At 69.1% G+C, this 22,497-nt stretch carries 21 protein-coding genes; 9 read left to right on the top strand and 12 right to left on the bottom strand.

Annotated features, from left to right (window positions below):
- Window positions 1–20 precede the first annotated feature (20 nt).
- Both BJ992_RS02575 and BJ992_RS02570 read left to right on the top strand, forming a co-directional pair.
- Window positions 21–341 carry a trypco2 family protein gene (locus BJ992_RS02575; protein ID WP_184978345.1) on the top strand — a complete coding sequence of 107 codons (321 nt, stop codon included), beginning with the start codon at window positions 21–23 and terminating at the stop codon, window positions 339–341.
- Window positions 341–4,069 (top strand): tetratricopeptide repeat protein, encoded by a 3,729-nt coding sequence (locus tag BJ992_RS02570; RefSeq protein ID WP_184978344.1) that lies wholly within the window; start codon window positions 341–343, stop codon window positions 4,067–4,069. The genes BJ992_RS02575 and BJ992_RS02570 overlap by 1 nt, the downstream gene beginning before the upstream one ends.
- 135 nt (window positions 4,070–4,204) lie before the next feature.
- Here the strand turns inward: BJ992_RS02570 and BJ992_RS02565 are convergent, their stop codons facing one another.
- Together BJ992_RS02565 and BJ992_RS02560 are read right to left on the bottom strand one after the other, a co-directional pair.
- The gene (locus BJ992_RS02565) at window positions 4,205–4,384 is read right to left on the bottom strand and encodes a DUF397 domain-containing protein (protein ID WP_184978343.1); all 180 of its coding nucleotides are present in this window, start codon (window positions 4,382–4,384) and stop codon (window positions 4,205–4,207) included.
- The gene (locus tag BJ992_RS02560; RefSeq protein WP_184978342.1) at window positions 4,372–5,079 is read right to left on the bottom strand and encodes a helix-turn-helix domain-containing protein; all 708 of its coding nucleotides are present in this window, start codon (window positions 5,077–5,079) and stop codon (window positions 4,372–4,374) included. The genes BJ992_RS02565 and BJ992_RS02560 overlap by 13 nt, the downstream gene beginning before the upstream one ends.
- A 55-nt stretch (window positions 5,080–5,134) precedes the next feature.
- On the opposite strand from BJ992_RS02560, the gene BJ992_RS02555 reads away from it, so the two are divergent.
- Both BJ992_RS02555 and BJ992_RS02550 read left to right on the top strand, forming a co-directional pair.
- Entirely contained in the window at window positions 5,135–5,563 is a 429-nt protein-coding gene (locus BJ992_RS02555; protein ID WP_343072469.1) for an ATP-binding protein, read from the top strand.
- A gap of 298 nt (window positions 5,564–5,861) precedes the next feature.
- Window positions 5,862–7,103 (top strand): IS256 family transposase, encoded by a 1,242-nt coding sequence (locus BJ992_RS02550; RefSeq protein ID WP_184987493.1) that lies wholly within the window; start codon window positions 5,862–5,864, stop codon window positions 7,101–7,103.
- 137 nt (window positions 7,104–7,240) lie between these two features.
- Here the strand turns inward: BJ992_RS02550 and BJ992_RS02545 are convergent, their stop codons facing one another.
- A complete protein-coding gene (locus BJ992_RS02545) occupies window positions 7,241–7,948 on the bottom strand; it encodes a class I SAM-dependent methyltransferase (RefSeq protein ID WP_184978340.1) in 708 nt (235 codons plus the stop codon).
- Between the two features lie 159 nt (window positions 7,949–8,107).
- Between BJ992_RS02545 and BJ992_RS02540 the strand changes: the two genes are divergently transcribed.
- A complete protein-coding gene (locus BJ992_RS02540; RefSeq protein WP_221474661.1) occupies window positions 8,108–8,689 on the top strand; it encodes a TetR/AcrR family transcriptional regulator in 582 nt (193 codons plus the stop codon).
- A gap of 11 nt (window positions 8,690–8,700) precedes the next feature.
- On the opposite strand, the gene BJ992_RS33595 is transcribed toward BJ992_RS02540, so the two are convergent.
- From BJ992_RS33595 to BJ992_RS02525, 4 genes are all read right to left on the bottom strand, one after another.
- Window positions 8,701–8,823, bottom strand: a complete 123-nt coding sequence (locus tag BJ992_RS33595; protein WP_281390274.1) for a hypothetical protein — start codon at window positions 8,821–8,823, stop codon at window positions 8,701–8,703.
- A 110-nt stretch (window positions 8,824–8,933) separates the two neighbouring features.
- Window positions 8,934–10,055, bottom strand: coding sequence for a HesA/MoeB/ThiF family protein (locus BJ992_RS02535; protein ID WP_221474660.1), 1,122 nt, complete (start codon window positions 10,053–10,055; stop codon window positions 8,934–8,936).
- 278 nt (window positions 10,056–10,333) lie between these two features.
- On the bottom strand, window positions 10,334–11,299 hold the full coding sequence (locus tag BJ992_RS02530; protein WP_184978339.1) for a phosphotransferase: 966 nt from the start codon (window positions 11,297–11,299) through the stop codon (window positions 10,334–10,336).
- Window positions 11,300–11,350: 51 nt separating this feature from the next.
- Complete coding sequence (locus BJ992_RS02525) at window positions 11,351–12,163, bottom strand: hypothetical protein (RefSeq protein ID WP_184978338.1); 813 nt, start codon at window positions 12,161–12,163, stop codon at window positions 11,351–11,353.
- A 286-nt stretch (window positions 12,164–12,449) separates the two neighbouring features.
- Here BJ992_RS02525 and BJ992_RS02520 point away from each other — a divergent pair, with 286 nt between their 5' ends.
- Complete coding sequence (locus BJ992_RS02520) at window positions 12,450–13,622, top strand: M20 family metallopeptidase (RefSeq protein WP_184978337.1); 1,173 nt, start codon at window positions 12,450–12,452, stop codon at window positions 13,620–13,622.
- Between the two features lie 87 nt (window positions 13,623–13,709).
- Window positions 13,710–14,810, top strand: a complete 1,101-nt coding sequence (gene menC / locus BJ992_RS02515) for an o-succinylbenzoate synthase (protein WP_184978336.1) — start codon at window positions 13,710–13,712, stop codon at window positions 14,808–14,810.
- Here the strand turns inward: menC and BJ992_RS02510 are convergent.
- Window positions 14,800–16,128, bottom strand: a complete 1,329-nt coding sequence (locus BJ992_RS02510; protein ID WP_343072468.1) for a serine hydrolase — start codon at window positions 16,126–16,128, stop codon at window positions 14,800–14,802. The two genes, menC and BJ992_RS02510, sit on opposite strands and share 11 nt — an antisense overlap.
- A gap of 121 nt (window positions 16,129–16,249) precedes the next feature.
- Between BJ992_RS02510 and BJ992_RS02505 the strand changes: the two genes are divergently transcribed.
- Entirely contained in the window at window positions 16,250–16,822 is a 573-nt protein-coding gene (locus BJ992_RS02505) for a TetR family transcriptional regulator (RefSeq protein WP_184978334.1), read from the top strand.
- 5 nt (window positions 16,823–16,827) lie between these two features.
- Here BJ992_RS02505 and BJ992_RS02500 read toward each other — a convergent pair whose 3' ends face one another.
- Together BJ992_RS02500 and BJ992_RS02495 are read right to left on the bottom strand one after the other, a co-directional pair.
- Entirely contained in the window at window positions 16,828–17,550 is a 723-nt protein-coding gene (locus tag BJ992_RS02500; protein ID WP_184978333.1) for an SRPBCC family protein, read from the bottom strand.
- 82 nt (window positions 17,551–17,632) lie between these two features.
- On the bottom strand, window positions 17,633–19,051 hold the full coding sequence (locus tag BJ992_RS02495) for an amidase (protein ID WP_184978332.1): 1,419 nt from the start codon (window positions 19,049–19,051) through the stop codon (window positions 17,633–17,635).
- A gap of 158 nt (window positions 19,052–19,209) precedes the next feature.
- Between BJ992_RS02495 and BJ992_RS02490 the strand changes: the two genes are divergently transcribed.
- Complete coding sequence (locus BJ992_RS02490) at window positions 19,210–20,082, top strand: LLM class F420-dependent oxidoreductase (protein ID WP_221474659.1); 873 nt, start codon at window positions 19,210–19,212, stop codon at window positions 20,080–20,082.
- An 83-nt stretch (window positions 20,083–20,165) separates the two neighbouring features.
- Here BJ992_RS02490 and BJ992_RS02485 read toward each other — a convergent pair whose 3' ends face one another.
- On the bottom strand, window positions 20,166–21,680 hold the full coding sequence (locus BJ992_RS02485) for an MFS transporter (RefSeq protein ID WP_184978331.1): 1,515 nt from the start codon (window positions 21,678–21,680) through the stop codon (window positions 20,166–20,168).
- Window positions 21,681–21,792: 112 nt separating this feature from the next.
- The gene (locus BJ992_RS02480) at window positions 21,793–22,443 is read right to left on the bottom strand and encodes a TetR family transcriptional regulator (protein ID WP_221474658.1); all 651 of its coding nucleotides are present in this window, start codon (window positions 22,441–22,443) and stop codon (window positions 21,793–21,795) included.
- Window positions 22,444–22,497: the final 54 nt, after the last annotated feature.

The raw sequence follows: 22,497 nt of genomic DNA, 5'->3' as shown, positions 1-22,497 counted from the left end.
GACATAGGCGGGGAGGAACTATGGCGGCGCGCATCGGACTTGCCGAAGCGATCGAGCAGTTACGCACTGAACTGGGAGAGGCGCAAGACGCCGGAGCCGACCAGCAACTCCGTTTCGAGGTCACCGAGGTGGAGGTGGAGTTCCTCGTCGAGCTTCGCAAGGAAGGCTCGGCCAAGGCGTCGTTCGGCGTTCTCGCGATCGGAGCTGAGGGAAATGCCGAAGGAAAGATCGCTCGCGGCTCGACCCACCGGTTGACACTCCGGCTGAACGTCATGGACGCGGCCCTCGGGAGCCGACATCTCGAATTCGCCGACGAAGAAGCACATCCCTGGGACGAGTGATGGACCCGGCCCGGCTGGCCGACATCCGCGCCGGCACCGACACCCTGGTGAAGAAGTGCGGCTCCGGCTATCTGATCGGCCCGCGTCTGGTCCTGACGGCCCGCCACGTCGTGGCAGATGATGCGGGAGACTTCCCCCGCATCCAGGTACGTCTGGGACATCCACGGCACACAGGCGCACAGACCAGCCCGATCCTGGCCAGGGTGTGCTGGCAGCATCCGGACCTGGACGTAGCGCTGCTCCGACTGGAACGACCCACCCAAGCAGGCACAGTCCGCTGGGGCCGTCTGACCGGCACCGAGCCGGTGACCTATTCCGGAATGGGCTTCCCCCGCTTCGCACGGTACGACGACACCGAGCGAGGCATCGAGCAACTAGGCGGCACGATCCGTCCCTGGTCCACCGGCCCAGGCGGCTGCCACGTACTGGACCAGGACGCCGCACCGGAACCGCACCACGGCCGATACCGCGACGACCCGGACCACCACAATGCCAAGCAAGAGGACCGCCTCTGGCCCGGCGCCTCCGGCACAGCGGTGCTGCACGGCGGGTTGGTCCTCGGCGTGATGATTCTCGATGACCGCCTCTTCGGCAACAAACGCCTGCACGCCAGACCCGTTCACGACTTCGTCACCGACGAGGAGTTCGCGAGCCTGGTCCGCGCGGACACCGGCATCTCACCGATCACAGAGCCGGTGGAACTGGCCGGCCTCACCGACGTGATCACCACCGACCTGCGAAAGGCCCCCGCCGAGACCCCCGGCTCACTGCTGGCCGCCGCGGCCGAGGTCGTCCGCTTCCACCCCCGACCCGACATGCTCGACCGCCTGACCACCTGGCGCGACGACCCCACTCTCCACTTCTCGGTAGCACTGATCACCGCGGAAGGCGGCCAAGGCAAGACCCGCCTGGCCCGGGAGTTCGCGCGCACCACGACCACAGGCAGCCAAGGCGAGACCCACCTCCCCCCTGAGTCACCCCACAACGTCACCAGGCCCGACTGGGCCGTCGCCTTCACCGTCAAACCCCCACCCCAGCCGCTCAGCGACGACCAGCACAGAACCCGAGCACACAGACTCGCCGACCGAGCCCGCACTCTGGCCACCCCCGTACTGGTCATCTGCGACTACGCCGAAGCCCACCCCGGTTTCGTCGACGCACTCATCGAAGCCCTGAGCACGGCGTCACCCACCCATCCCGTCCGGGTGCTGCTCCTGGCCCGCACCCCCGGAGCCTGGTGGACCGGTATCACCGACCTGCTAGGCGAACCCGCGGCACCCCACTGGCCGCTTCCCCCGCTGGGAGACACCGAGACCGACCGGCACGACCTGTACCGGGCCGCGGTCACCGACCTGGCCGAAGCCCTCCCGAACCTTCCTCAACCGGCCATCGGCCATCCACCACGACACCCCTGGCCCCGCCTGGCAGCGGACCTTTCCACCACCCCACCCACCCTGCCGTCCACCTCCGCCAACGCGCTCACCCTCCAGATGACCGCACTGCTCGACCTTCTCCACGCGGCCACCGGACAAGAACGCACCCTCACCACCCGCCCCGAACACCAACTGGTCGTCCACGAACGCGACTACCTCAAACGCGTAGCCGCCACTTGCGGACTCTTCGACCCCGGCGTCCTGTCCACCGCCACCTCCCCCCACGTACGTCACCGCCAGTCCTGGCACGCTCTGGAACGCTGCGTCGCGGCCTTGATCCTGCTGGGCCCCTGCGACACCTCCACCGCCAGATCCCTCGCCGCGCTGGCCACCCCGAGTCACCCCGGCCCTGGCCACACCGGCGACATCCTCTACTGGCTGGGCTCGCTGTACCCACCTCCGAACCAGAGCCTGGCCCTCGGCCACATCCAGCCCGACCGCCTGGCCGAGCACCTCCTCGGCGACATCCTCACCCCACCCCCCGCCGGCGAGCCCTTCCGACCCGACCACACCGGGCTACCCGCCGAGATCGCCGCCTTGGTCAACGACCTGGAAACCGCACAATCGTCCCTGTTCACCCTGATCCGCACCGCCACTCACCCTCCCTTCACCGACACGGTGACCAAAGCGATCACCGATGTGATCACCACCCACCCCGACCCGTTCGCCACAGCCGCTCCCCTGCTGGCCGTGGCCTCCGGACACCGTTCCCTCCTCCTCCCCGGCCTTCAGGCCCTCGCCACCGACAACCCAGAGGCCCTGAGCCACCAGATCTCCCTCGCCAATGACCTACTCCCCGACACCTCCATCAGCCTGGCCCGCTTCAACACGACCGTCACCGAGGTCCTCACCACCCTGTACCGCGACCTCACCGGCCTCGACCGCGACGCCTACCTACCCGGCCTGGCCGGCTCGCTGAACAACTACGGGATCCGGCTCGCGGACATCGGGCAGCACACCGAAGCGGTACCCGTCTCAGAAGAAGCCGTCCGCCTGAACCGCGAACTCACCCGGCTCAACCGCGACGTGCACCTACCCGACCTGGCCGGCTCGCTGAACAACCTCGCGAACAGGCTCGCGGAAACCGGACGACGCACCGAAGCGCTACCCGTCTCCGAAGAAGCCGTCCGCCTGAACCGCGAACTCACCCGACTCGACCGCGACACCTACCTCCCCGGCCTTGCGATGTCGCTGAACACCTACGCGACCGCGCTCGCGGAAACCGGACGAAGTATCGAAGCGGTACCCGTCTCCGAAGAAGCCGTCCGCCTACGCCGCGAACTCACCCTGCTCAACCGCGACGCCTACCTACCCAAGCTCGCCATCTCGCTGAACACCCACACGAATGTGCTCTCAGGAGTCGGCCGAAACGTAGAAGCGATACCCGTCTCCGAAGAAGCCGTCAGCCTCTACCGCCAACTGACCGAGATCAACAGCGACGCCTACCTGCCTGACCTGGCAATGGCGCTGCACAATCACGCGAACATACTCGCGCAAATCGGACGACACTCCGAAGCGCTACCCATCTCTGAAGAAGACGTCAACCTATCCCGCGAACTCACCCGGCTCAACCGCGACGCATACCTTCCCAGCCTGGCGCTGTCGCTGCACACCCAAGCGAACATACTCGCACAGATCGGACGACTCCCAGAAGCACTACTCATCTCCGAAGAAGCGCTCGACCTCTACCGCGAACTCACCCGGCTCAACCGCGACGCCTACCTACCCCACCTGGCAGGCTCACTGAACACCCACGCGAACGTACTCGCCTTAGTCGGACAACACCCCGAAGCGCTAAGCGTGTCGGAAGAATCCATCGGCATACGCCGCGAACTCCTCCGAACCAACCACAACGCCTACCTACCCGACCTGGCCAGTTCACTGAACAACCACGCGATCTCACTCGCGGAAGCCGGACACCAACTCGAAGCACTACGCATCTCCAAAGAAGCCGTCCGCCTTTACCGCAAACTCACCCGCCTCAACCGCAACGCCTACCTACCCGAACTGGTCAGGTCGCTTCGCAACCACGCGATCCGGCTCACGAGCGTCGGACTACGCCACGAAGCGAAAAGGATCTCCGAAGAGGTCACCCGCCTACGCCGCGAAGTCGCCAGACTCAACCGCAACGCCTACCTGGCGGACCACACGCAGAGCCTCATGATGAGGGCCGCTGAGCAGCTGCGAGATGCTTACGGGGAAGACGTCACCGCGTTCCGTGAAACGTTCCGCAAGATCACGGGTCAGGACATACCGGCCTGGCTTGAGGAAGCCCCTCCGAACCATGAGGAGTAACAGGGTCGCTTCAATCGGAGGTCCGACTCGGACAGAGCAGCCCGCAGAGCAGCTGTTCAAGGTTCGTGGGGACGGAGACCGACCACCGTGAGTCCGCCGGTTCCAGGCACCCTCCCCACGAGGTGAACCTCCTCGTCAGATACCTCTGAGAGCGGTGATGAATGCGCCGAACTCAACTGCCGGCACCACAAGGTGACCGATCGATGGGGCCTTGCTGTCACGGATGACCACATCGGTGGGAAGGGTGGCGATCTCGACGCAGTCCCCGCCGTTCGCCGAGCTGTAGGAAGACTTCTTCCAGTTCAGTTCTTCCATTGTCCGGCCATCCTTGTCATGAGGATCACAGATTCTTGCCGTGACAGAGCGTCAACGCGGAAGACGATCATAAAAGGACCGGTAAATCCCGCACACACCGTCGCGCGAGCGGGAACGATTTGTGTGATCACGTTCTCGCGTCGTGCCAGCTCTGAGAAGTGGACAAGCTGCCTGGCCATGACATCGGGACCCCCCACGTTCTGCGACAGGACGCTCTCAGCGATCAACGCGACGAACATAGGCGGTTCCTCGTCCCTGTGCAGGATCTTCTGTCGCTCCATGCGAGCATTGACCATCTCCACGACATCCGCCAGGTGGTTGGCCGCCTGCAAGATGGCCCTCGCGTAGTCCTCGGTCTGTAGGAGACCCGGTACCACCATCGGCTGGAACGACCACAGCGACGACGCTCTCCCCTCGATCTCCGTCCACCGTCCGAACCACTCCAGCGGTACGGAAGCCTTCACCAGATCCTCGCGGATGCGGACGAGGATGCCCCGTATGTCGAACATCTCGTCCAGCTTGGTCACGTGGTCCATCACAGGGGCCCGGTGGCCGGTCTCCCATTGACGGACCAGGACTTCGCTCACGTAGAACGCTTTGGCGAGCTCTGACCGGGATATTCCTTTTCCTTCACGGGCCCGGCGCAATTCCCGAGCAAGGAACATACGCGGCGTGCCGCCGTTGAGTGCCGTCATCTGCCGTCGCACCTCGTTTCAACGGACCGAAGGGGGTTTCAAATCACGTTGATCAATGGCTGATCCCGCGATGCCTCCGCTTGTCGGAAAAGCCACTGAACCGGACGTTCCAGTGGCTTCACGCGAACTACCCGGACGACCCGAATCGGTCGCGCTCGCGCGAGGATTCGTGACGGAAAGGCTCGGCAAGTGGCATCCGGCCGCCAACGACGTGACGCTGCTGGTGTCGGAACTGGTCACCAACGCCGTGGTGCACTCCAGGTCACGGAACGGCGGAACGGTGACGGTGATGATCGTCGATCGGGTGGGACACGTCCACGTCGAGGTCACCGACGAAGGCAGCGAGACGGCACCTGAGATCCGCGAGGACCTGCTCGCTGAAGGAGGACGCGGTCTGCTGCTCGTGCAGATGATCGCGCACCGCTGGGGTGTCTCCAGGGGCTGGTCCTGGCAGTCTGTCCGGTGCGAAGTGAACTACGGTTGACCGACACCGGCAGACACTCTTTTCCGAGGAACTCCACCACCCAGGGAAGATATCCAGCAGGAGCAGCCGGAAAGAGGTGAGCCCGGCAGGGCCGGGGGTGTGGGGGTGTCCCCCACATAGAACAGCCCTTGCGGCCTCCGCGCGAAGCGCCTCTTCGCAAGGACCGCGACGACGGCGGGTTGCGTCCACGGAGGTGGTGTACGAGTTTCTGCTGGTAGTCAGCGTGGCGTCGTGAAACGAGGACGGCCATCGCGTGATCCTTCAGGTCGGTGAACCAAGATCGAAGGAGATCGGTGCGATGGCCGTGAATGACAGTGTGGACCCTGCTGCCTGGCTGGCGGAGCAGCTTCGGACCCAGGATCCGGATCTGTTGCGATCCATGGTGCAGACCATGGCCGAGACGTTGATGTCGGCCGAGGCCGACTCGTTGTGCGGCGCCGGGTACGGCGAGCGCAGCAGCGAGCGGACCAACCGGCGCAACGGCTACCGGACGCGGGAGTGGGACACCCGCGCGGGAACCGTCGAGCTGGCGATCCCCAAGCTGCGGACCGGGTCCTACTTCCCCCATTGGCTGCTGGAGCGTCGCCGGCGGGCCGAACAGGCGCTGATCAGCGTGGTCGCGACCTCCTATCTGCTGGGAGTGTCGACCCGGCGGGTGGACAAGCTGGTGGAGCAACTGGGCATCAAGCACATATCCAAAAGCCAGGTCTCGGAGATGGCCAAGGTGCTGGACGGCCAGGTGGAGGCGTTCCGCACCCGGCCGCTGGACGCCGGCCCGTATGCGTTCGTGTGGCTGGACGCCCTCACCCAGAAGGTCCGAGAGGGCGGCCGGATCATCAATGTGCACGTGCTGGTCGCCACCGCGGTCAACAACAACGGCAACCGGGAGATCCTGGGGCTTGAGGTGACCTCGGCCGAGGACGGCGCCGGCTGGCTGACCTTCCTGCGCGGCCTGGTGGCCCGGGGACTGTCAGGAGTGCAGCTGGTGACCTCCGATGCCCACACCGGGCTGACGACCGCGGTCGCCGCCGCGTTGCCCGGCGCGTGCTGGCAGCGCTGCCGCACCCACTACCTGCGCAACCTCCTCACCTGCGTCCCCAAATCCGCGCAGCCGTGGGTGGCAACCCTGGTGCGCACCATCTTCGACCAGCCCACCGCCGAACAAGTACGCACCCAGCACGCCTGGGTCATCGACGCCTTGTCGGCCAAGTACCCCGCCGCCTGCGACCACCTGGACGCAGCACGCGAGGAACTCCTCGCCTTCGCTGCCTTCCCCCGGGAAACCTGGAGACAGATCTGGTCGAACAACCCCCAGGAACGACTGAACAAAGAGATCCGCCGCCGAACCGACGTCGTGGGCATCTTCCCCGACCGTGGTTCCATCGTCCGACTGATCGGCGCGGTACTGGCCGAACAAACCGACGAATGGACCGAGGCCCGCCGCTACATGGGACTGGACGTGCTGGCCAAAACCCGGCTCCGGCTGATTCCCGGCGACACACCCCAGCACAACCCACTCCCACAACCACTCACTGCTTAACCTGCAGAAACAGGATCACGCAGAGATCAACTCATACACCACTCCGCTGGACGTGACCCGACGGCGGAACGGTACTCACCTTCTTCAGCCCATCTAAGGTTCCACCTCCAGCGGGTCTGCGCGCACGTGCATCTGGATCAACGGGACGCCGTCTCCCGGTCTGTGGCGGGACGGACGGCGAGGAGGTGGAAAGCTGCTGGTTGGGTCTTGGTGATGGTGTCGATGTGGAAGCCGGCTTCTGTGGCGAGGGGTGGGAGGGATTCGCGGAGGCCGGTGCGCATGGCGTGGCCGAAGAAGGCGTTGAGCCAACGTTCTACGGGGTGGCCTTCCGCGGGGCGGAATTCGGCTATCAGGAGGCGTCCTCCGGGACGGAGGACTCGGAACATTTCCCGCAGGGATGCGGCGCGGGCCGTGGGGGCTATGTGGTGGAGGGCGAAGCTGGAGACGACCACGTCGTAGGACTTGTCGGGGAGGGGGATCTGCTGGGCTTCCGCGGTTACGTAGGTGCAGTTGGCGGCGGCGTGGCGGCGGGAGTAGTCGATCATGGCGGGGGCGGCGTCGAGGCCGGTGACCTGGCCTGAGGGGGTCACGCGGTCGGCTATCAGGCGGGTCAGGTAGCCGGTGCCGCAGCCTACGTCGAGGACGTGGTCGCCTGGGGTCATGCCTGCGCGGTCGATCATCTGGGTGTACAGGCGGCGGCGCCGGCCGGCCAGGATCAGCGAGATGAGGACCTCGTAGGCGCGGGGATGGTCGATCGTACCGGCACCGTGGTCGTGGTGACCGTGGTCGTGGTCGTGGCCTTGGTGGCTGTGGGTCTGGTGCTTGTGGTTGTGCTTGTGGGACATGGTTGCTCCTTGGATCGAGTTACGGAACAAAGTGTTCGTTTACGTATGCTCCGTTCGTTACCCTCGAAGGGTCAACCAGCAGATCAGCGCAGATGTGCCGTACCGGACAGGAGCCGGAAAGTGTACGAATACGACTGCTTGGAGAGTCCGGATCGTCGGGTGCGGCGGACTCGGCAGGCCATTCAGCGGGCTCTGGTCGAGTTGATCCTGGAGAAGGGGTACGAGGCGGTCACCGTCACCGATGTCATTGAGCGAGCGGATATCGGCAGGTCCACGTTCTATGCGCACTACACCAGCAAGCAGGAGGTGTTGTTCGGGAACCTCGACCGGTTCACGCGGTTCCTGCGGGAGGCGTCGGCGGGGTCGCCGGGGAAATTGTTCTCGTTCAGTCTGGCGATGTTCCAGCATGTGCACGAGCAGCGGACCTTGCTGCGTGCGCTGATCGGACGCCGAGGCGGGACGGTGGTGGTGGCGCACGCGGAGAAGGTGCTGGCGGGGATCGTGCGTGGGGAACTGGTGGCGTATCTGCCTGAGGGTGCGGAGCCGCCGCCGCAGCTCGACCTCGTCGTGACGGCGATCGTCGGCGCGTTCATGGCGCTGGTGCGTGACTGGGTGGAAGGGGATGCCGGCGTGGGGCCCGAGGCGTTGAACGACGCTTTTCTGGCCTTGGTGCTGCCTGGGGTGGAGGCGCTTTTGGCGCGGCCCCCGGTCGAGGAGCCACCGGGGGCCTTCGTTCTATAGGCGACGGGTGATCAGTTGGAGTTCCCGGAGCTGTCAGCGGCGGTCTCGGACTGGTCGAGTCTGCGGATGACGATCATCGCCCGCACCTCACCCTCCATCTCGGCGGGCTGGTTGTCGCGTTCCGCGAACTTCATGGCGCCACACTCCCCTTGCTGTAGCCGAGACCGGCGGAAGTCTGGTCGTCTGGTCGGCTCGGACGGCCTCGGCGGTGGTGGATCGATCCTCCGAGTACCGAGGCGGCAGGTCAAGCGGTATCACCGCGTGGATCACCACAAATATGACAGTCGGCCCGAGGCGGGTGGCTGATGTCGATGTGCTGGTCCGGTGCGATCAGGTTCACGCCGATCACGCGGCCGGGTGGGACGGGGGGTACGCCGGTGAGGCGCGCGATCACGAGGTGGGCCAGCAGGTGGCCGGACAGGCCCGCCGATGTGGCGAGCACACCGGGTCCGCCGAGGTCCACGGGGGTGCCGGGACGGCGTCTGGCTCCTTCGGTGGCGCTGTAGCACTCGTAGCACGTTCCACCGGGGCCGTACACGCCGACGGTGACCAGGGGGCCGCTGTAGCCGCCGCCGGCCCAGGGGATGCCGGCCCGTGCGCACACCCGGTTGGCCCACACGCGGAGGCGGTGACCGCCGGGTTCGTCGGCGCACAGAGCGAGCATGTCGGCGCCGCGGACGAGGCGGCCGAGCCTCGCGGCGCTCACCACGCGGGTACGGTCGCCGCTGACGGCCACGTCGGAGTTGACCTGGCGCAGGCGGCGGAGTGCGACGTCCACCTTGAACAGGCCGACGTCCGCTTCGGCGTACAGGACCTGGCGGCTGAGGTTGGACAGTTCGACGACGTCGGGGTCCACGCAGTGCAGGTGTCCGACGCCGGCGGCGGTGAGGGCCCAGGCCACGTGACTGCCGGTGCCGCCGAGGCCGACCACCACGACATGCGCGTTCTTCAGCGCGAGTTGCGCCTCCCAGCCGTGCGTGCGGGGGACGAGGTCGGCCCGGCGGAAGTAGGCGTGGTTCCTGCTGTACCGGTCGAGCTCGCGCGCCGTCAGGTCCCGCGGCGGTTCGGCGGCGGCGTCCTCGACGTAGCCGGAACGGATGAGCTGCCGTACCAGGGACTCCGCCTGCCGTGCCGACAGTTCGGGGAACAGCAGGTTCAGCCGTGCCACGATCTGCGGGACGGCGATGGTGCCGTCCATCAGGGTCAGCGCGGCCCACACCCAGCCACGCGGGTCGCTGATCTCGGCCGCGAGGCCGTAGATCTCACCGCCGACGCGCACCGTGCCGTCGGGGTACCGGTGCGGCCGGTGCTCAGGCTTCACCCGGGGACGCAGTATCGCAGGCGTCCCGTCCGCGTCGACGGTCAACGGCGTCGCCGCGATTGTCAGCGGGGGGTCATGAAGGCCGGCCGGTCCGGTACGACGCCGGGTCTGGTGACCGGCGCCGAAGGGGTCGCGCATGGAGTCCACAGCGTCGTGAGAACTTCATCCATCCTTCGAGCATTCACCTCCGAGGAGAATTATGCGGGGGGTTTGTTGGCGAATGCTGTATTTTTTTCTCGCAGCCAGGACCGGTTACGGGGCCGCTATTCGAGGTGGTTCGTAAAGGCAAGCTTATTTTCGGCTGACTAACGTCCGAAACTGTACTATTGGGTCATTGTCAGCCATTCGACGGTGCCGGTCAGCGCCGTCCATGACTGTTCCGCGTCGGCCGTGCCGTCGTGCGGTGAACGGAAATAGTCCAGGAAGAGAGAGACGTCCTCAAGGCTCCAGCGCAGCCGGTACAGCTCCAGCAGCGACGGGTCGGGGTGGCGGCCGGTGGCCTCGGCGTACCGGTCCAGGTCCTCGGGAGTCGTGGCGGCCAGCCACAGGTCGCGTTCCGGCGGCGCGAGGCCGACGGTGTCCCAGTCGACCAACGCCAGGCCGCCGGGTGCGCGGAGCACGTTGCCGGGGTGCGGCTCGCCATGGGTGACGACAGGCTCGCCGCGTACGCCTGCGGACCGGCGGTCGAACTCCTCCAGCCGGCGGCGCAGGCCCGTGCGGTGGCGGCTCAGCAGGTCTCGGACCGGTTCGGCGTACGGGCCGCCGTCCGAGGTCCGGCCGGTCTCGGCCAGGGCCCGCTCCAGGCCGGCGCGTTCTGACAGGGTCAGCGGCCTGGCCGGGGTGGACGGTGGGGGTGTGATGCCGTGCAGGGCCGCGAGCATGTCGATGACCGGGGTGCGTTCCTCAGGTGTGAGGCGCGTGCCGAAGTCGCCGGCCGTGCCGTCGGTGTACGGGAAGACGCTCACCGCGTATCGCTGTCCGAGGCGCACCGTCGTGTCCCCGGCGGCCGTGCGCAGTGGCGCCGTGACGAACGGCAGGCCGGTCTCGTGGCGCAGGGACCAGGCGGTGTCCATGGCGGCGTGCAGACCCGTGAACGCGGCGTCCGGTCCGTCGCCGCAGTGCGGCTTGTGCGGCAGGTCGGCCACGGTGACGAACCAGTCCGTACCGGCGATCCAGTGGTGGTCGCCGAAGCCCACCGGTGCGTATTCGACCGCGTCGGTGGTGATGCCCCATGCCTTCAGGGTGTCGAGCAGCGCTTTCTCGTCCACATCCAACGGTTGATCACGCACGGCGCCGACGGTACCGGGACGCGTGTCTGGAGGGAAACGATTTCCCGGGGGTCAGCCCGAGGCCTGTGCGGCCATGCGGTCGGTGTAGCGGAGTACGGCGGTGATCGTGCCGCTGACCAGGGCCAGGTCGGAGTTTCCTGGTGGGAACGAGTACGCCTCCACGTACGCGTGGCCCTTCGCGCCGCCTGCCCACAGCTCGGAGTCGGTGAAGACGTAGTAGCCGGTCCCGGTCTGCCGTGCCGGGCCCGATTCGGGGTACTGCTTCCTGAGCACCGCGAAACGCTCACGGGCCCGTTCGGCGGCGCGTGCCGGGGTGTCGTAGATCTCGATGTGCGCGTTCGGGCCGTCGAAGCCCTGGAAAGGGTCGTACTCGTCCGGCCAGGTCAGGTCCAGTGCCACGGCGTCGACCTTGTCGAGGGAGTCGGAGACGAGGACGTCCGAGAAGCCGAGCAGCGTGAGCGGTTCGGGAAGCCGTTCGGTGAACGGGCCACGTCTCACCAGGTCGGCCATGTAGGAGACGTTCACCCGGCCCGGCGCGTCGCCCTCGCCGACGATCACGGGGAGCAGTCCGGCCGTCGTGGCGAACGCCGTGACGAGCAGCCCCGTACGTGCTCGCCATGACGCCGGTATCCGGACGACGACGACCGCCGTCCCCGCGCTGGCGGCCAGCAGCATCGCCACACGGGTGAACCAGGCGCCCGCACCGGTGAGCAACAGGACGACCATGGCCAGCGAGAACGCGGCGACGAGGGCGGTGAGCAGCAGATGAGGCGTGAGCAGGACACCTCGCGCGGACGGCTCGGCCGGCGCGGGGGGTGCCTGGGCTGATGGTGCCGGGTCTGATGTGGTGCCGGGCTCCGCCACAGCGCCAATGTACTCCGGGAAATCGGCCCCGACATCGGGAGTTGTGCAGGGAAATTTCGGCTGAGACAGCGATCACGGCCGTTCTGGACTGGTGAGCCACCGTACGGCGGCGCCGGATTCGCCGTACCACGTCCCGCCGCGTCGGCGCCGGAGACGGAGAGGTGGGTGGCCGGAGTGGGGGAACGTGCGACCCGGCGCCGACGGGGCTTGCCATGCGCGGGGGAGGGAGAGGGTGGCGTACGGTCGGGGTACCTAGGGATGGAGGGTTTCGGTGGAGTTGGGGGAGATGCTTAGGGATCTTGAGGTTTTGGTGGGGTGTGAGTCGTTTTCTGCGGATCTTGCGGCGGTGGCGCGGAGTGCGGAGGTGGTCGGGGGGCTTGGGAGGCGGTTGCTGGGGGTGGAGGCGGAGACGGTTCTGATTGATGGGGTGTCCCATCTGCGGTGGTGTTTCGGGACGCCGAGAGTGTTGTTGCTCGGTCATCACGACACGGTGTGGCCTTTGGGGACGTTGGAGAGGAAGCCCTGGTCGGTGGTGGACGGGGTGGCTCGGGGGCCTGGGGTGTTCGACATGAAGGCGGGGTTGGTGCAGATGTTTCACGCGGTCGCCGGGCTGCCGTCCAGGGACGGGGTCTGTGTGCTGGTCACCGGGGACGAGGAGCTGGGGTCGCCTACCTCGCGGGGGCTGATCGAGGAGACGGCGCGTGAGTGCGTGGCGGCGTTCGTGATGGAGGCGAGTGCGGACGGCGGGACGTTGAAGGTCGCGCGTAAGGGGACGTCGAACTACGAGCTGGTGGTGCACGGCCGGGGGGCTCACGCGGGGCTGGAACCGGCCAAGGGGGTGAACGCGGCGGTGGAGCTGGCGCATCAGGTGCTGGCGCTGGACGGGCTCGCGGAGCGGGTGAACGGCGCGGGGATGGGGACCGGCGGCGGGTACGGAAATCCGAAGGCCGCTGAGAGGAACCCTGATCCGGGGACGGGGGCCGCTGAGGGGTACGGAGATTTGGGGCCGGTTACGGTGACTCCTACTGTGTTGTCGGCGGGGACGACCAGTAACACGGTGCCGGCGTCGGGACGGGTGGCGGTGGATGTGCGGGTGCCGACTGTGGCGGCGCAGCTCCGGGTGGATGAGCTGATCAGAGGGCTGAGGCCGCAGGTCGAAGGGACGCGGCTCGAAGTACTCGGCGGGCCGAACCGGCCGCCGCTTGAGCCGGGGTCCTCGGCAGAGTTGTTCGCTCTCGCGCAGCGGGTGGCGGCCGGGCTGGGGTTGCCGCCGTTGCGGGGTGCCGGGGTGGGGGGTGCGTCGGACGGGAACTTCACGGCCGGGGTGGGGTGTCCCACGCTGGACGGGCTCGGCGCGGTCGGCGGCGGTGCGCACGCCGAGAGCGAGCATGTCGTCGTCGCCGAGATGCCGAGGCGCGCGGCGCTGCTCAGGGGGCTGATCGAGGCGGTGTGCGCGTGACGGCGGCGTACCGTCGGGATGTGTGGCTCCGCGCAGGCGGGAGTTCCAGGTGAAGAGAGAGGCGGCTCGGGGGCCGTACGGTGAGATATGAAGATCACAGGGATTGAGTTGCGGCGGATCGCGCTGCCGTTGGTGGCGCCGTTCCGTACGTCGTTCGGCACCGAGACCATGCGGGACGTCCTGCTGTTGCGGGTGGTCACGCCGGGTGCCGAGGGGTGGGGTGAGTGTGTCGCCATGGAGGCGCCGCTGTACTCGGCGGAGTACGTGGACGGCGCCGTGGACGTGTTGCGGCGGTTCCTGATCCCCGCGTTGCCGGCGCACGCCGATCCCTACGCCGTCGAGCGAGCGCTGCGGCCGTTCAAGGGGCACCGCATGGCCAAGGCGGCGCTGGAGACGGCGGTCCTGGACGCGTGGCTGCGCGGCACGGGCCAGTCGCTCGGCACGTTCCTCGGAGCGGTGCGGACGCGGGTGGCGGCGGGGGTGTCGGTCGGCATCATGGACTCGATCCCGCGGCTGCTGGACGCGGTCGAGGGCTACCTCGACGAGGGGTACGTCCGGATCAAGCTGAAGATCGAGCCGGGCTGGGACGTGGAGCCGGTGCGTGCCGTACGTGAGCGGTTCGGGCCGGACGTGCCGTTGCAGGTGGACGCGAACGCCGCCTACACCCTCACCGAGGCGCCGCACCTGGCGAGGCTGGACGAGTTCGGCCTGCTGCTCATCGAGCAGCCGCTCGCCGAGGACGACATCGTGCAGCACGCGGCGCTGGCGAAGCGGCTGCGCACCCCGGTCTGCCTGGACGAGTCCATCGAGTCTGCCGCGCACGCCGCCGCGGCGATCTCGCTCGGCGCCTGCTCGGTGGTGAACGTCAAACCGGGCCGGGTCGGCGGCTACCTGGAGGCCAGGCGGGTGCACGACGTGTGCCGCGCGCACGGCGTCGCCGTGTGGTGCGGCGGCATGCTGGAGACCGGGGTGGGCCGTGCCGCGAACGTCGCGCTGGCCGCGCTCCCCGGGTTCTCGCTCCCCGGGGACACCTCCGCGTCGCGCCGTTACTACAAGACCGACATCACCGAACCGTTCGAGCTGCGGGACGGCCATCTGGACGTCCCCACCGGCCCCGGCATCGGCGTGGCGCCGATACCGGCGGCCCTGGACGAGGTGACGACCGGCACCGAGTGGATCAGCCGCTGACCTTCGGGGTGGCCCGCGCCGCCATGTGCAGGTAGGGCCGGCCACCCGGCAGTTCGTAGAAGACGGCGGACATCCAGTTGGGCCGGCCGTCCAGCCGTCCGACGAAGGTCGTGTCGTTCACCGGGACGAGCTCCATCTCGGTGGGTTCCTCGTAGCCGGCGAGCGCACCGGTGATCTCGTCGTGCAGGTGGAGCCGGCCGTCGCGCACGGTCAGCGTGAGCCGGTTGCCTTCGCGTTCGTACACCCCGGCGTACCGTGCGACGTCGGTCTCGTACGGCTCGGCGGGTGGGCCGAGCGGGGCCGGCACGGTCACCCCGGTCAGTTCGCCGAGCAGTTCGGTGATCAGGGCCCGCTGGAACGCCGAGGTGTACCCGCCGTTGGCCAGCACGCACACGATGGTGCCGGTGTCAGGCAGCATCCACAGCATGGCCGCCTGGCCGATGGTGTTGCCGCCGTGCGACAGGACCAGCCGCCGGTCCCACTGGTCGACGACCCAGCCGAGACCCCACTGCCTGCCGAGCGAGTACGGGTTCGGCACGTCCACCTGTGGTTCCCACATCACGCGTGGCGCGGCGAGCAGCCGGTCGCCGAGGTGCGCGGCGGCGAACGCCACCACGTCGGCGGCTCTGGCGCAGATGAGCCCGGCGGGGCCGCCGGAGCGCATGAGCCCCCACACGGGGGCCGGCGCGCCGTTGTGGTGGCCCATGGCGGCGCGGAAACGCAGCACGTCCTCAGGCAGGGTGCAGGTGTGCGTGAGGCCGAGCGGTTCGATGATCTGCTCGCGCAGCGCGGTGTCCCAGACCTTGCCGGTGACCTGCTCGATGACGTGGCCGGCGATGATGAAACCGGAGTTGCAGTACGAGTGGGTGGCGCCGAGCGGGTGGTTCTGCCGCAGGTTCACGCAGGCCGCGACGTACCGCGCGACGCAGTCGTCGCCGCGGCCGGTGTCGAGGAAAAGGTCGCCGTCGATGCCTGAGGTGTGGGTGAGCAGGTGCCGCACGGTCACGGCCTTGGAGACGTCGGGGTCGGCGACCCGGAAGTCCGGCAGGATGTCGGCCACCGGCATGTCGAGGGTGAGCCGGCCTTCCTCGACGAGCCGCATGATCTGGGTGGCGGTCCACACCTTGGTGACCGAGCCGATCTGGAAGAGCGAGTCGGGGGTCGCCTCGACACCGGTGGCCACGTTGAGCACGCCGGCGGCGTACTCGTGCACCTCGCCGCGGTGCAGGTAGGCGAGGGTGGCGCCGGGGACGCCGTATTCGGCGATCAGCTCACCGAGTCGTGCGTGCCACCGGCCGGGATCCACTGCTGTGGCCACTTCGTGGTTCCTTTCGCGAGGAAAGCCGGGATGTGAGCCCTCTGTCGGTACCCATCCCGCGCCGCCATGCACCTGCGGCACCGGGTAAACCGATCGGTTTCCAGCGGGTAGAATGCATCGGGTGGGAAGCAGGGACACCGCCACGGACACGGTACGCGAACGCATCCTCAGCACCGCCGGCGAGCTGTTCTACGCCGGCGGCATCTGCGCCACCGGCGTGGACCGCCTCAGCGAGGCCGCAGGAGTGTCCAAGCGCAGCCTCTACCAGCGGTTCGGCGGCAAGGACGCGCTGATCGCCGAGTACCTGTCGGCCAGTGGCACCGCCGTCACCGGCCGCCTGCTGCCACCGGAGGACGACGCCACCCCGCCGCGCGACCGCGTGCTCGCACTGTTCACGACCCTGTGCGAGCGCTCCCGCGAGCCGGGCTTCCGGGGCTGCCCCATGCTGAACGCCGCCGCCGAACTCCCCGACCCCGCGCACCCGGCCCGGGTCGTGGCCCTGGAGCAGAAGCTCCGCATGCGCGACTTCTTCTCCCGCCAGGCCGCCGCCATGGGTGCCGAGGACCCCGGCTCGCTCGCCGACCAGCTCCTCATGCTGTTCGACGGCGCCATGTCCTACGTCCTCGTGCGCGCCACCCCCGTACCCGAGAGCGTGGTCACCGCGGCCCGCGCGCTGCTCGACGCGCAGACCTGACGGGCTCATTCGGATGAGAGGCGGTGCCGCTCCCACCACGAGGCCCAGCGGGACTCCAGTGCGGCGAACGCGTCGTCGTCCATGCCGTACGTCGTCAGCAGCACGAGCACGCCACCCTCGGGCCGGTAGGAAGTGTGCTCCTGCTGGACGAACGCGGCGAGGCCGTCGCCGAGCTCCTCGGCGGTGAGCAGCAACTGGCCGGGACAGGTGGCCCACACCTCGCCGGTCAGGCGGCCCGCCGGGGTCTCCGCCTTGTACGGCGCACCGGGTTCGAGGGCCGCGACGGTGTGCAGGCCGAGCGCGTCGACGAGGATGCCGGGCTGCTCCAGGGTGCCTTCGAGGATCAGGGTGCGGCGCGGCGCGAGGTCGTGGCGCTCAACGGCGAACTTGAGCTGCTGCAGGAACGTGTACCAGCCGGCGGTGATCTCGTTGTAGTAGGTGTCCCACTCGGGGTCGGCGCCGATGGGGACGCGGCTCAGGCGCACCAGCGTGCCGTCCGGCGCCGGATGCAGGCTGAAGCGGTCGCCACCCTGGATGGCGAGCACATGCGCCGTGTCGTCCGCCGCGACATCGGTGACGTAGATGCTCTCGACCTCTTCGTCGAGCCCGTCGAAGTCCCAGCCGTGCCAGCGGCGGATCAGTGCGGGGTCGCGCAGCGCCTGCCACACGACCGGCGCGGGTGCCGCGATGGTGACCTCGATGACGGGCGGCGATGCTGCGTCGGTCATGACCGTCCTCCTGCCGGCTCGTGGGCTGCGCGTCCAGGATGGCGATGTCGGGCCAGTGTGCGCGCCTGCGTGGTCATTCCTATCAGTGGCCGCCGACATGCACAGGGGGTCTTCTGTCCCGCCACGGCATCTCGCGCTCCAGCCACGCGGCGACCTGGAACAACAGGTCCTCCCGGCCGTACGGCGCGACGAGCTGCACGCCGATCGGCAGGCCGTCGGCGCCGTGGCCGAGCGGCAGGCTGACGGCGGGCTGGCCGGAGACGTTGAACAGCGCGGTGAACGGAGCGTAGGCGAACAGCGTCTCGACCCAGCTCGTCACGGTGTGCTCGGGGTTGTCGTAGTCGAGGGTGCCGTGCGGGGCCGGGGACCGGGACAGCACCGGGGTGACCAGCAGGTCGTACTCGGTGAAGAACCTCCCCACCGACCGGGTCACGTGGTTCATCGCGTCCGCGGCGGCCGTCATCTCCACCAGGCGGTACGCACGGCCGAGGTCGAGGACCAGCCGGGACACGGCCTCCATCTCGGCGGGGTCGGGCTGCCGCGGCGCGACCAGATACAGGGAGCCGATGTGCGCCAGCCCTGCCACCAGGCTCCGCGTCATGGCGCCGGAGTCGACCTCGGGGCTCGCCTCGGTGACGTGGTGACCGGCGCTCTCCAGTACCCGCGCGGTCCGCACCGCCGCGGCGGCCACCTCGGGGTCGACCGGCACCCCCGACCAGGCCGTCGTGGTGACCGCGACCCGCAACGTGCCGGGGTCGCGGCCGATCTCGTCCGCGTACGGCCCGCGCGGCGGCGGCGCCACGTACTTGTCGCCGGGGGCCGGTCCCTGGACGGCGTCCAGCAGGTGCGCGGCGTCGCGTACGGTGCGGGTCAGCGCGAACTCGTACGTCATGCCGAGCCCCGGTTCCCCCGAGTCCGGCCCGCACGACACCCTGGCCCTGCTCGGCTTCAGCCCGACCAGTCCGCAGCAGGCGGCGGGGACCCGCAGGGACCCGGCGCCGTCCCCGCCGTGCGCCATCGGCACGGCACCGGAGGCGACCAGCGCGGCGGCGCCGCCGCTGGACCCGCCGACGCCTCGGGTGAGGTCCCACGGGTTGCGCGTGCGGCCGTACCGCGCCGACTCGGTGGCGAAACTGATCGCCATCTCCGGCACGGTCGTGACGCCGAGCGTGGACAGCCCCGCCATGCGGAACCGCGTCATCAGCTCGGTGTCCCGCTGCGCCACAGCGCCTTTGAGAGCCCGGCTCCCGATGGTGAACGGCACCCCCGCCGCCACCGGCCCGTGGTCCTTGAGGAGGAACGGCACCCCGGCGAACGGCCCGCCGTCCGCGTGCCACAGCGGCTCGTCGAACAGCGGCCCCACCAGGCCGTTGACCGCCGCGTCGGCCTCCGCCAGCGCCTCCCGCGCGGCCAGTTCGACTTCTTTCACGCTCACGGCGCCGGACCGGATCAGTTCGGCCAGCCCGAGAGCGTCATGGTGCGCGTACTCGTGGATCTCCATGGGGTTCTGTCCGTTCCGGCGCGGCGTTCGAGACCGGCCCCATGCTGCCGGAGCGCGGCCCGCGCCGTCGAGCCGATTACGCGGCCCCGCGGCAGGGTTGAGCGGCGCCGTACACGGAATGATGATCGGCGGATGAGTCGCAGAGGCACCAGGGAGCGATGATGCGGATCGGTGTGGTGTTCCCGCAGACCGAGCTCGGCGGGGACGCCGGGGCCGTGCGCGCGTACGGACAGGGGGTGGAGGAGCTCGGTTACCGGCATGTCATGGCGTACGACCACGTGGTCGGCGCGGACCCCGAGGCGCACAAGGGCTGGAGCGGCCCCTACGACCTGCACACGACCTTCCACGAGCCGATGGTCATGTTCGGATACCTGGCGGCGTTGACGTCGCTGGAGCTGGTGACCGGCATCATCATCCTGCCGCAGCGGCAGACGGTGCTGGTGGCCAAGCAGGCGGCCGAGGTCGACCTGCTCACCGGTGGCCGGTTCCGGCTCGGGGTCGGGCTCGGCTGGAACAAGGTCGAGTACGAGGCGCTCGGTGAGGACTTCACCACACGCGGCAGGCGCATGGAGGAACAGGTGGAGGTGCTGCGCCGCCTGTGGACCGAGCAGGCCGTGACGTTCGACGGCGCCTATCATCGCGTGACCGCGGCGGGCCTCGCGCCGGCGCCGGTCCAGCGTCCCGTGCCGCTGTGGTTCGGCGGCCAGTCCGAGAAGGCGTACCGCCGCGCGGGCCGGCTGGCCGACGGCTGGTTCCCCCAGATGGGGCCGGGCCCCGAGCTGGAGGAGGCCAAGGCCGTCGTCCACGGGGCCGCCGCGGAGGCCGGCCGCGACCCGGCCGCCATCGGCATGGAGGGCCGCGCGAACTGGACGGGGGACCCCGACGCCGTGCGGGACCTCGGCGAGCGGTGGCGTGCCGCCGGCGCGACCCACATGGCCGTCAACACGATGAAGGCGGGCCTGCGCACCGTGGACGACCACCTGGCGGCGCTGACCGTCGCCGCCGACGCGCTCGGCGTGCGGAAGGTCTGACGGACCGGAGCGGGCCCGGGTCCGAAGACGAGCGGCGGAAGGGCCCGCGTCCGGAAAGGACGCGGGCCCGTGACGAACCGTGGTCAGTGCGCGAGCACCGGAACCGGCGGAGCGTCGTCCACGCCGTCCTCGCCGGTCGCGGCCGCGTCACCCGGCTTGTGCGTGGAGATGAGCGCGACCACGACGGCGGCGGACACCAGCAGGATGCCGACGGCCCACCAGATCGCCGTGGCGTAGCCGTGCACCGCGGTCTCGTTGACGAACGCCGCCTGGCCGAGCGTGCGCAGCTCGGCGGCGTGCGTGGTGGCCCAGGTCGTCGCGGCGCCGGCGGCGACCGTGTTCAGCAGCGCGGTGCCGATGGCGCCGCCGACCTGCTGTGAGGTGTTGACCATCGCGGACGCCACCCCGGCGTCGCGGGGTTCCACCCCGGCGGTGGCGAGGCTCATCGCCGGCATGAACGCCGTCCCCATGCCGAGGCCGAGCAGGACCTGCGCGGGGAGGATCAGGCCGGCGTAGGAGCTGCCGGTCTCCATCTGGGTGAGGATGAGCATGCCGGCGGCGGCCACGAGGAAGCCCGGGGTCATGAGCCACCACGCGGGGACGCGGGTCATCAGGCGCGCGCCGATCTGCGTCGAGCCGATGATCATGCCGGCGACCATGGGGAGGAACGCGAACCCGGTGCGCACGGGGCTGTACCCCTTGACGACCTGCAGGTAGTAGGTGAGGAACAGGAACAGGCCGAACATCGCGATGATCGCCAGGCCGAGGGCCAGGTACACCCCGCCCCTGGCCCGGTCGGTGATCACGCGCAGCGGCAGCAACGGGTGCCGCACCCTGCTCTCGACCAGCACGAACGCGCCGAGCAGCACGACGGCCGCGGCGAACAATCCGATGGTGGCGCCTGCGGTCCAGCCGTCGGACTCGGCGCGGGTGAAGGCGTAGACCAGGGACACGAGGCCGAGGGTCGCGAGCACGACTCCGGGGATGTCGAGACCGCTGCGGTTGCGGGTGCCGGCGGGTTCGCGGATCACGAACAGCGCGCCGGCGACGGCGAACGCGGCGAACGGGATGTTCACGAAGAACGTCCAGCGCCAGTCGAGGTACTCGGTGAGGAATCCGCCGAGGATCAGGCCGACGGCGCTGCCGCCACCGGCGATGGCGCCGTACACGCCGAACGCTCTGGCGCGTTCGCGCGCCTCGGTGAACGTCACGGCGAGCAGGGACAACGCGGCCGGCGCGAGCAGCGCGCCGAAGGCACCCTGGAGGGCCCGCGCGCCGAGCAGCATGGCCTCGTTGGCGGCGACGCCGCCGATCGCGGAGGCCGCGGCGAAGCCGACGAGGCCCACGGTGAAGGCGCGCTTGCGTCCCCACAGGTCCGCGACGCGTCCGCCGAACAGCAGCAGACCGCCGAACGCCAAGGCGTACGCGGTGATGACCCACTGTCGGTTGGCGTCGGAGATGCCGAGATCGGCCTGCGCGGACGGCAGGGCTATGTTCACGATCGTCGCGTCGAGGACGACCATCAGCTGGGCCATGGCGATGAACAGAAGTGCTTTCCAGCGGCGGGGGTCCGGCAGGACCTGGGCCGTTTCAGGCATGCGTCAACTCACTAACGGTCGGAGAGGCGATCACCTGGCGATGGCCTGGTGATCGTGATGTCCGGGGACGACGCGGGGGGTGGGTCGACGGGGCGTCAGACGGCGGGGATTGTCAGGGGTGCGGCCGGAGGTCCTCGAAGGTCGCCCCGGGTCCCGGCAGGACCGAGCGCGCGGGTGCGCGCAGACCGTCGAGGAAGATGTCCAGATGACGCTCGGCGAACCTGCCGAGCGCCAGGCACCCTGTTCCTGGCAGGGGGCGGGTGAGCTGGGAGAGCGCGATCACGATGTCGCCGGGGGCGACGTCCGCACGGATGAGGCCCGCGGTGCGCGCGCGGTCCATGAGGGCCTGGACGGCCTGTTCGAGCCTGGTGCGCCTGACCACGAGTTCCTCCGCGATCGGCTGCCAGTCTCCGGACAGGGTCGTGCACAGGGCCCCGACGCGTTCGGCCGCGGCGCCGTGCACGAAGCGGCGCAGCGCCTGGAACGGGTCCGGGTCCGCCGCGGCCGACTCGGCCAGGTCGACGACCCGGTCGAGGACCTCCAGCACCACCTGGCGGTTGAGCTCCGCGCGGTCGGCGAAGTGCCGGTACATCGTGGCGTTCCCGACTCCGGCCCGCCGCGCGATCTGGTCGAGGGTCACCTCGGCTCCGTACTCCACGAACGCCTCACGCGCGGCGGCCACGATACGCTCACGGTTGCGCGACGCGTCCGCCCGCAACCGCGGCGCGCCGCCTCGCTTGGTGATCGTGCGCACGTCACTCACGATGATCCCCCTTCCCATCTGTCACACGAACCGGGGAGATTTTCCCCGTTTCCC

This window comes from Sphaerisporangium rubeum (assembly GCF_014207705.1).
Taxonomy (GTDB): domain Bacteria; phylum Actinomycetota; class Actinomycetes; order Streptosporangiales; family Streptosporangiaceae; genus Sphaerisporangium; species Sphaerisporangium rubeum.
Note: the sequence above shows the minus strand (reverse complement) of the source record. Positions and strands in the feature narration are given on the sequence as shown.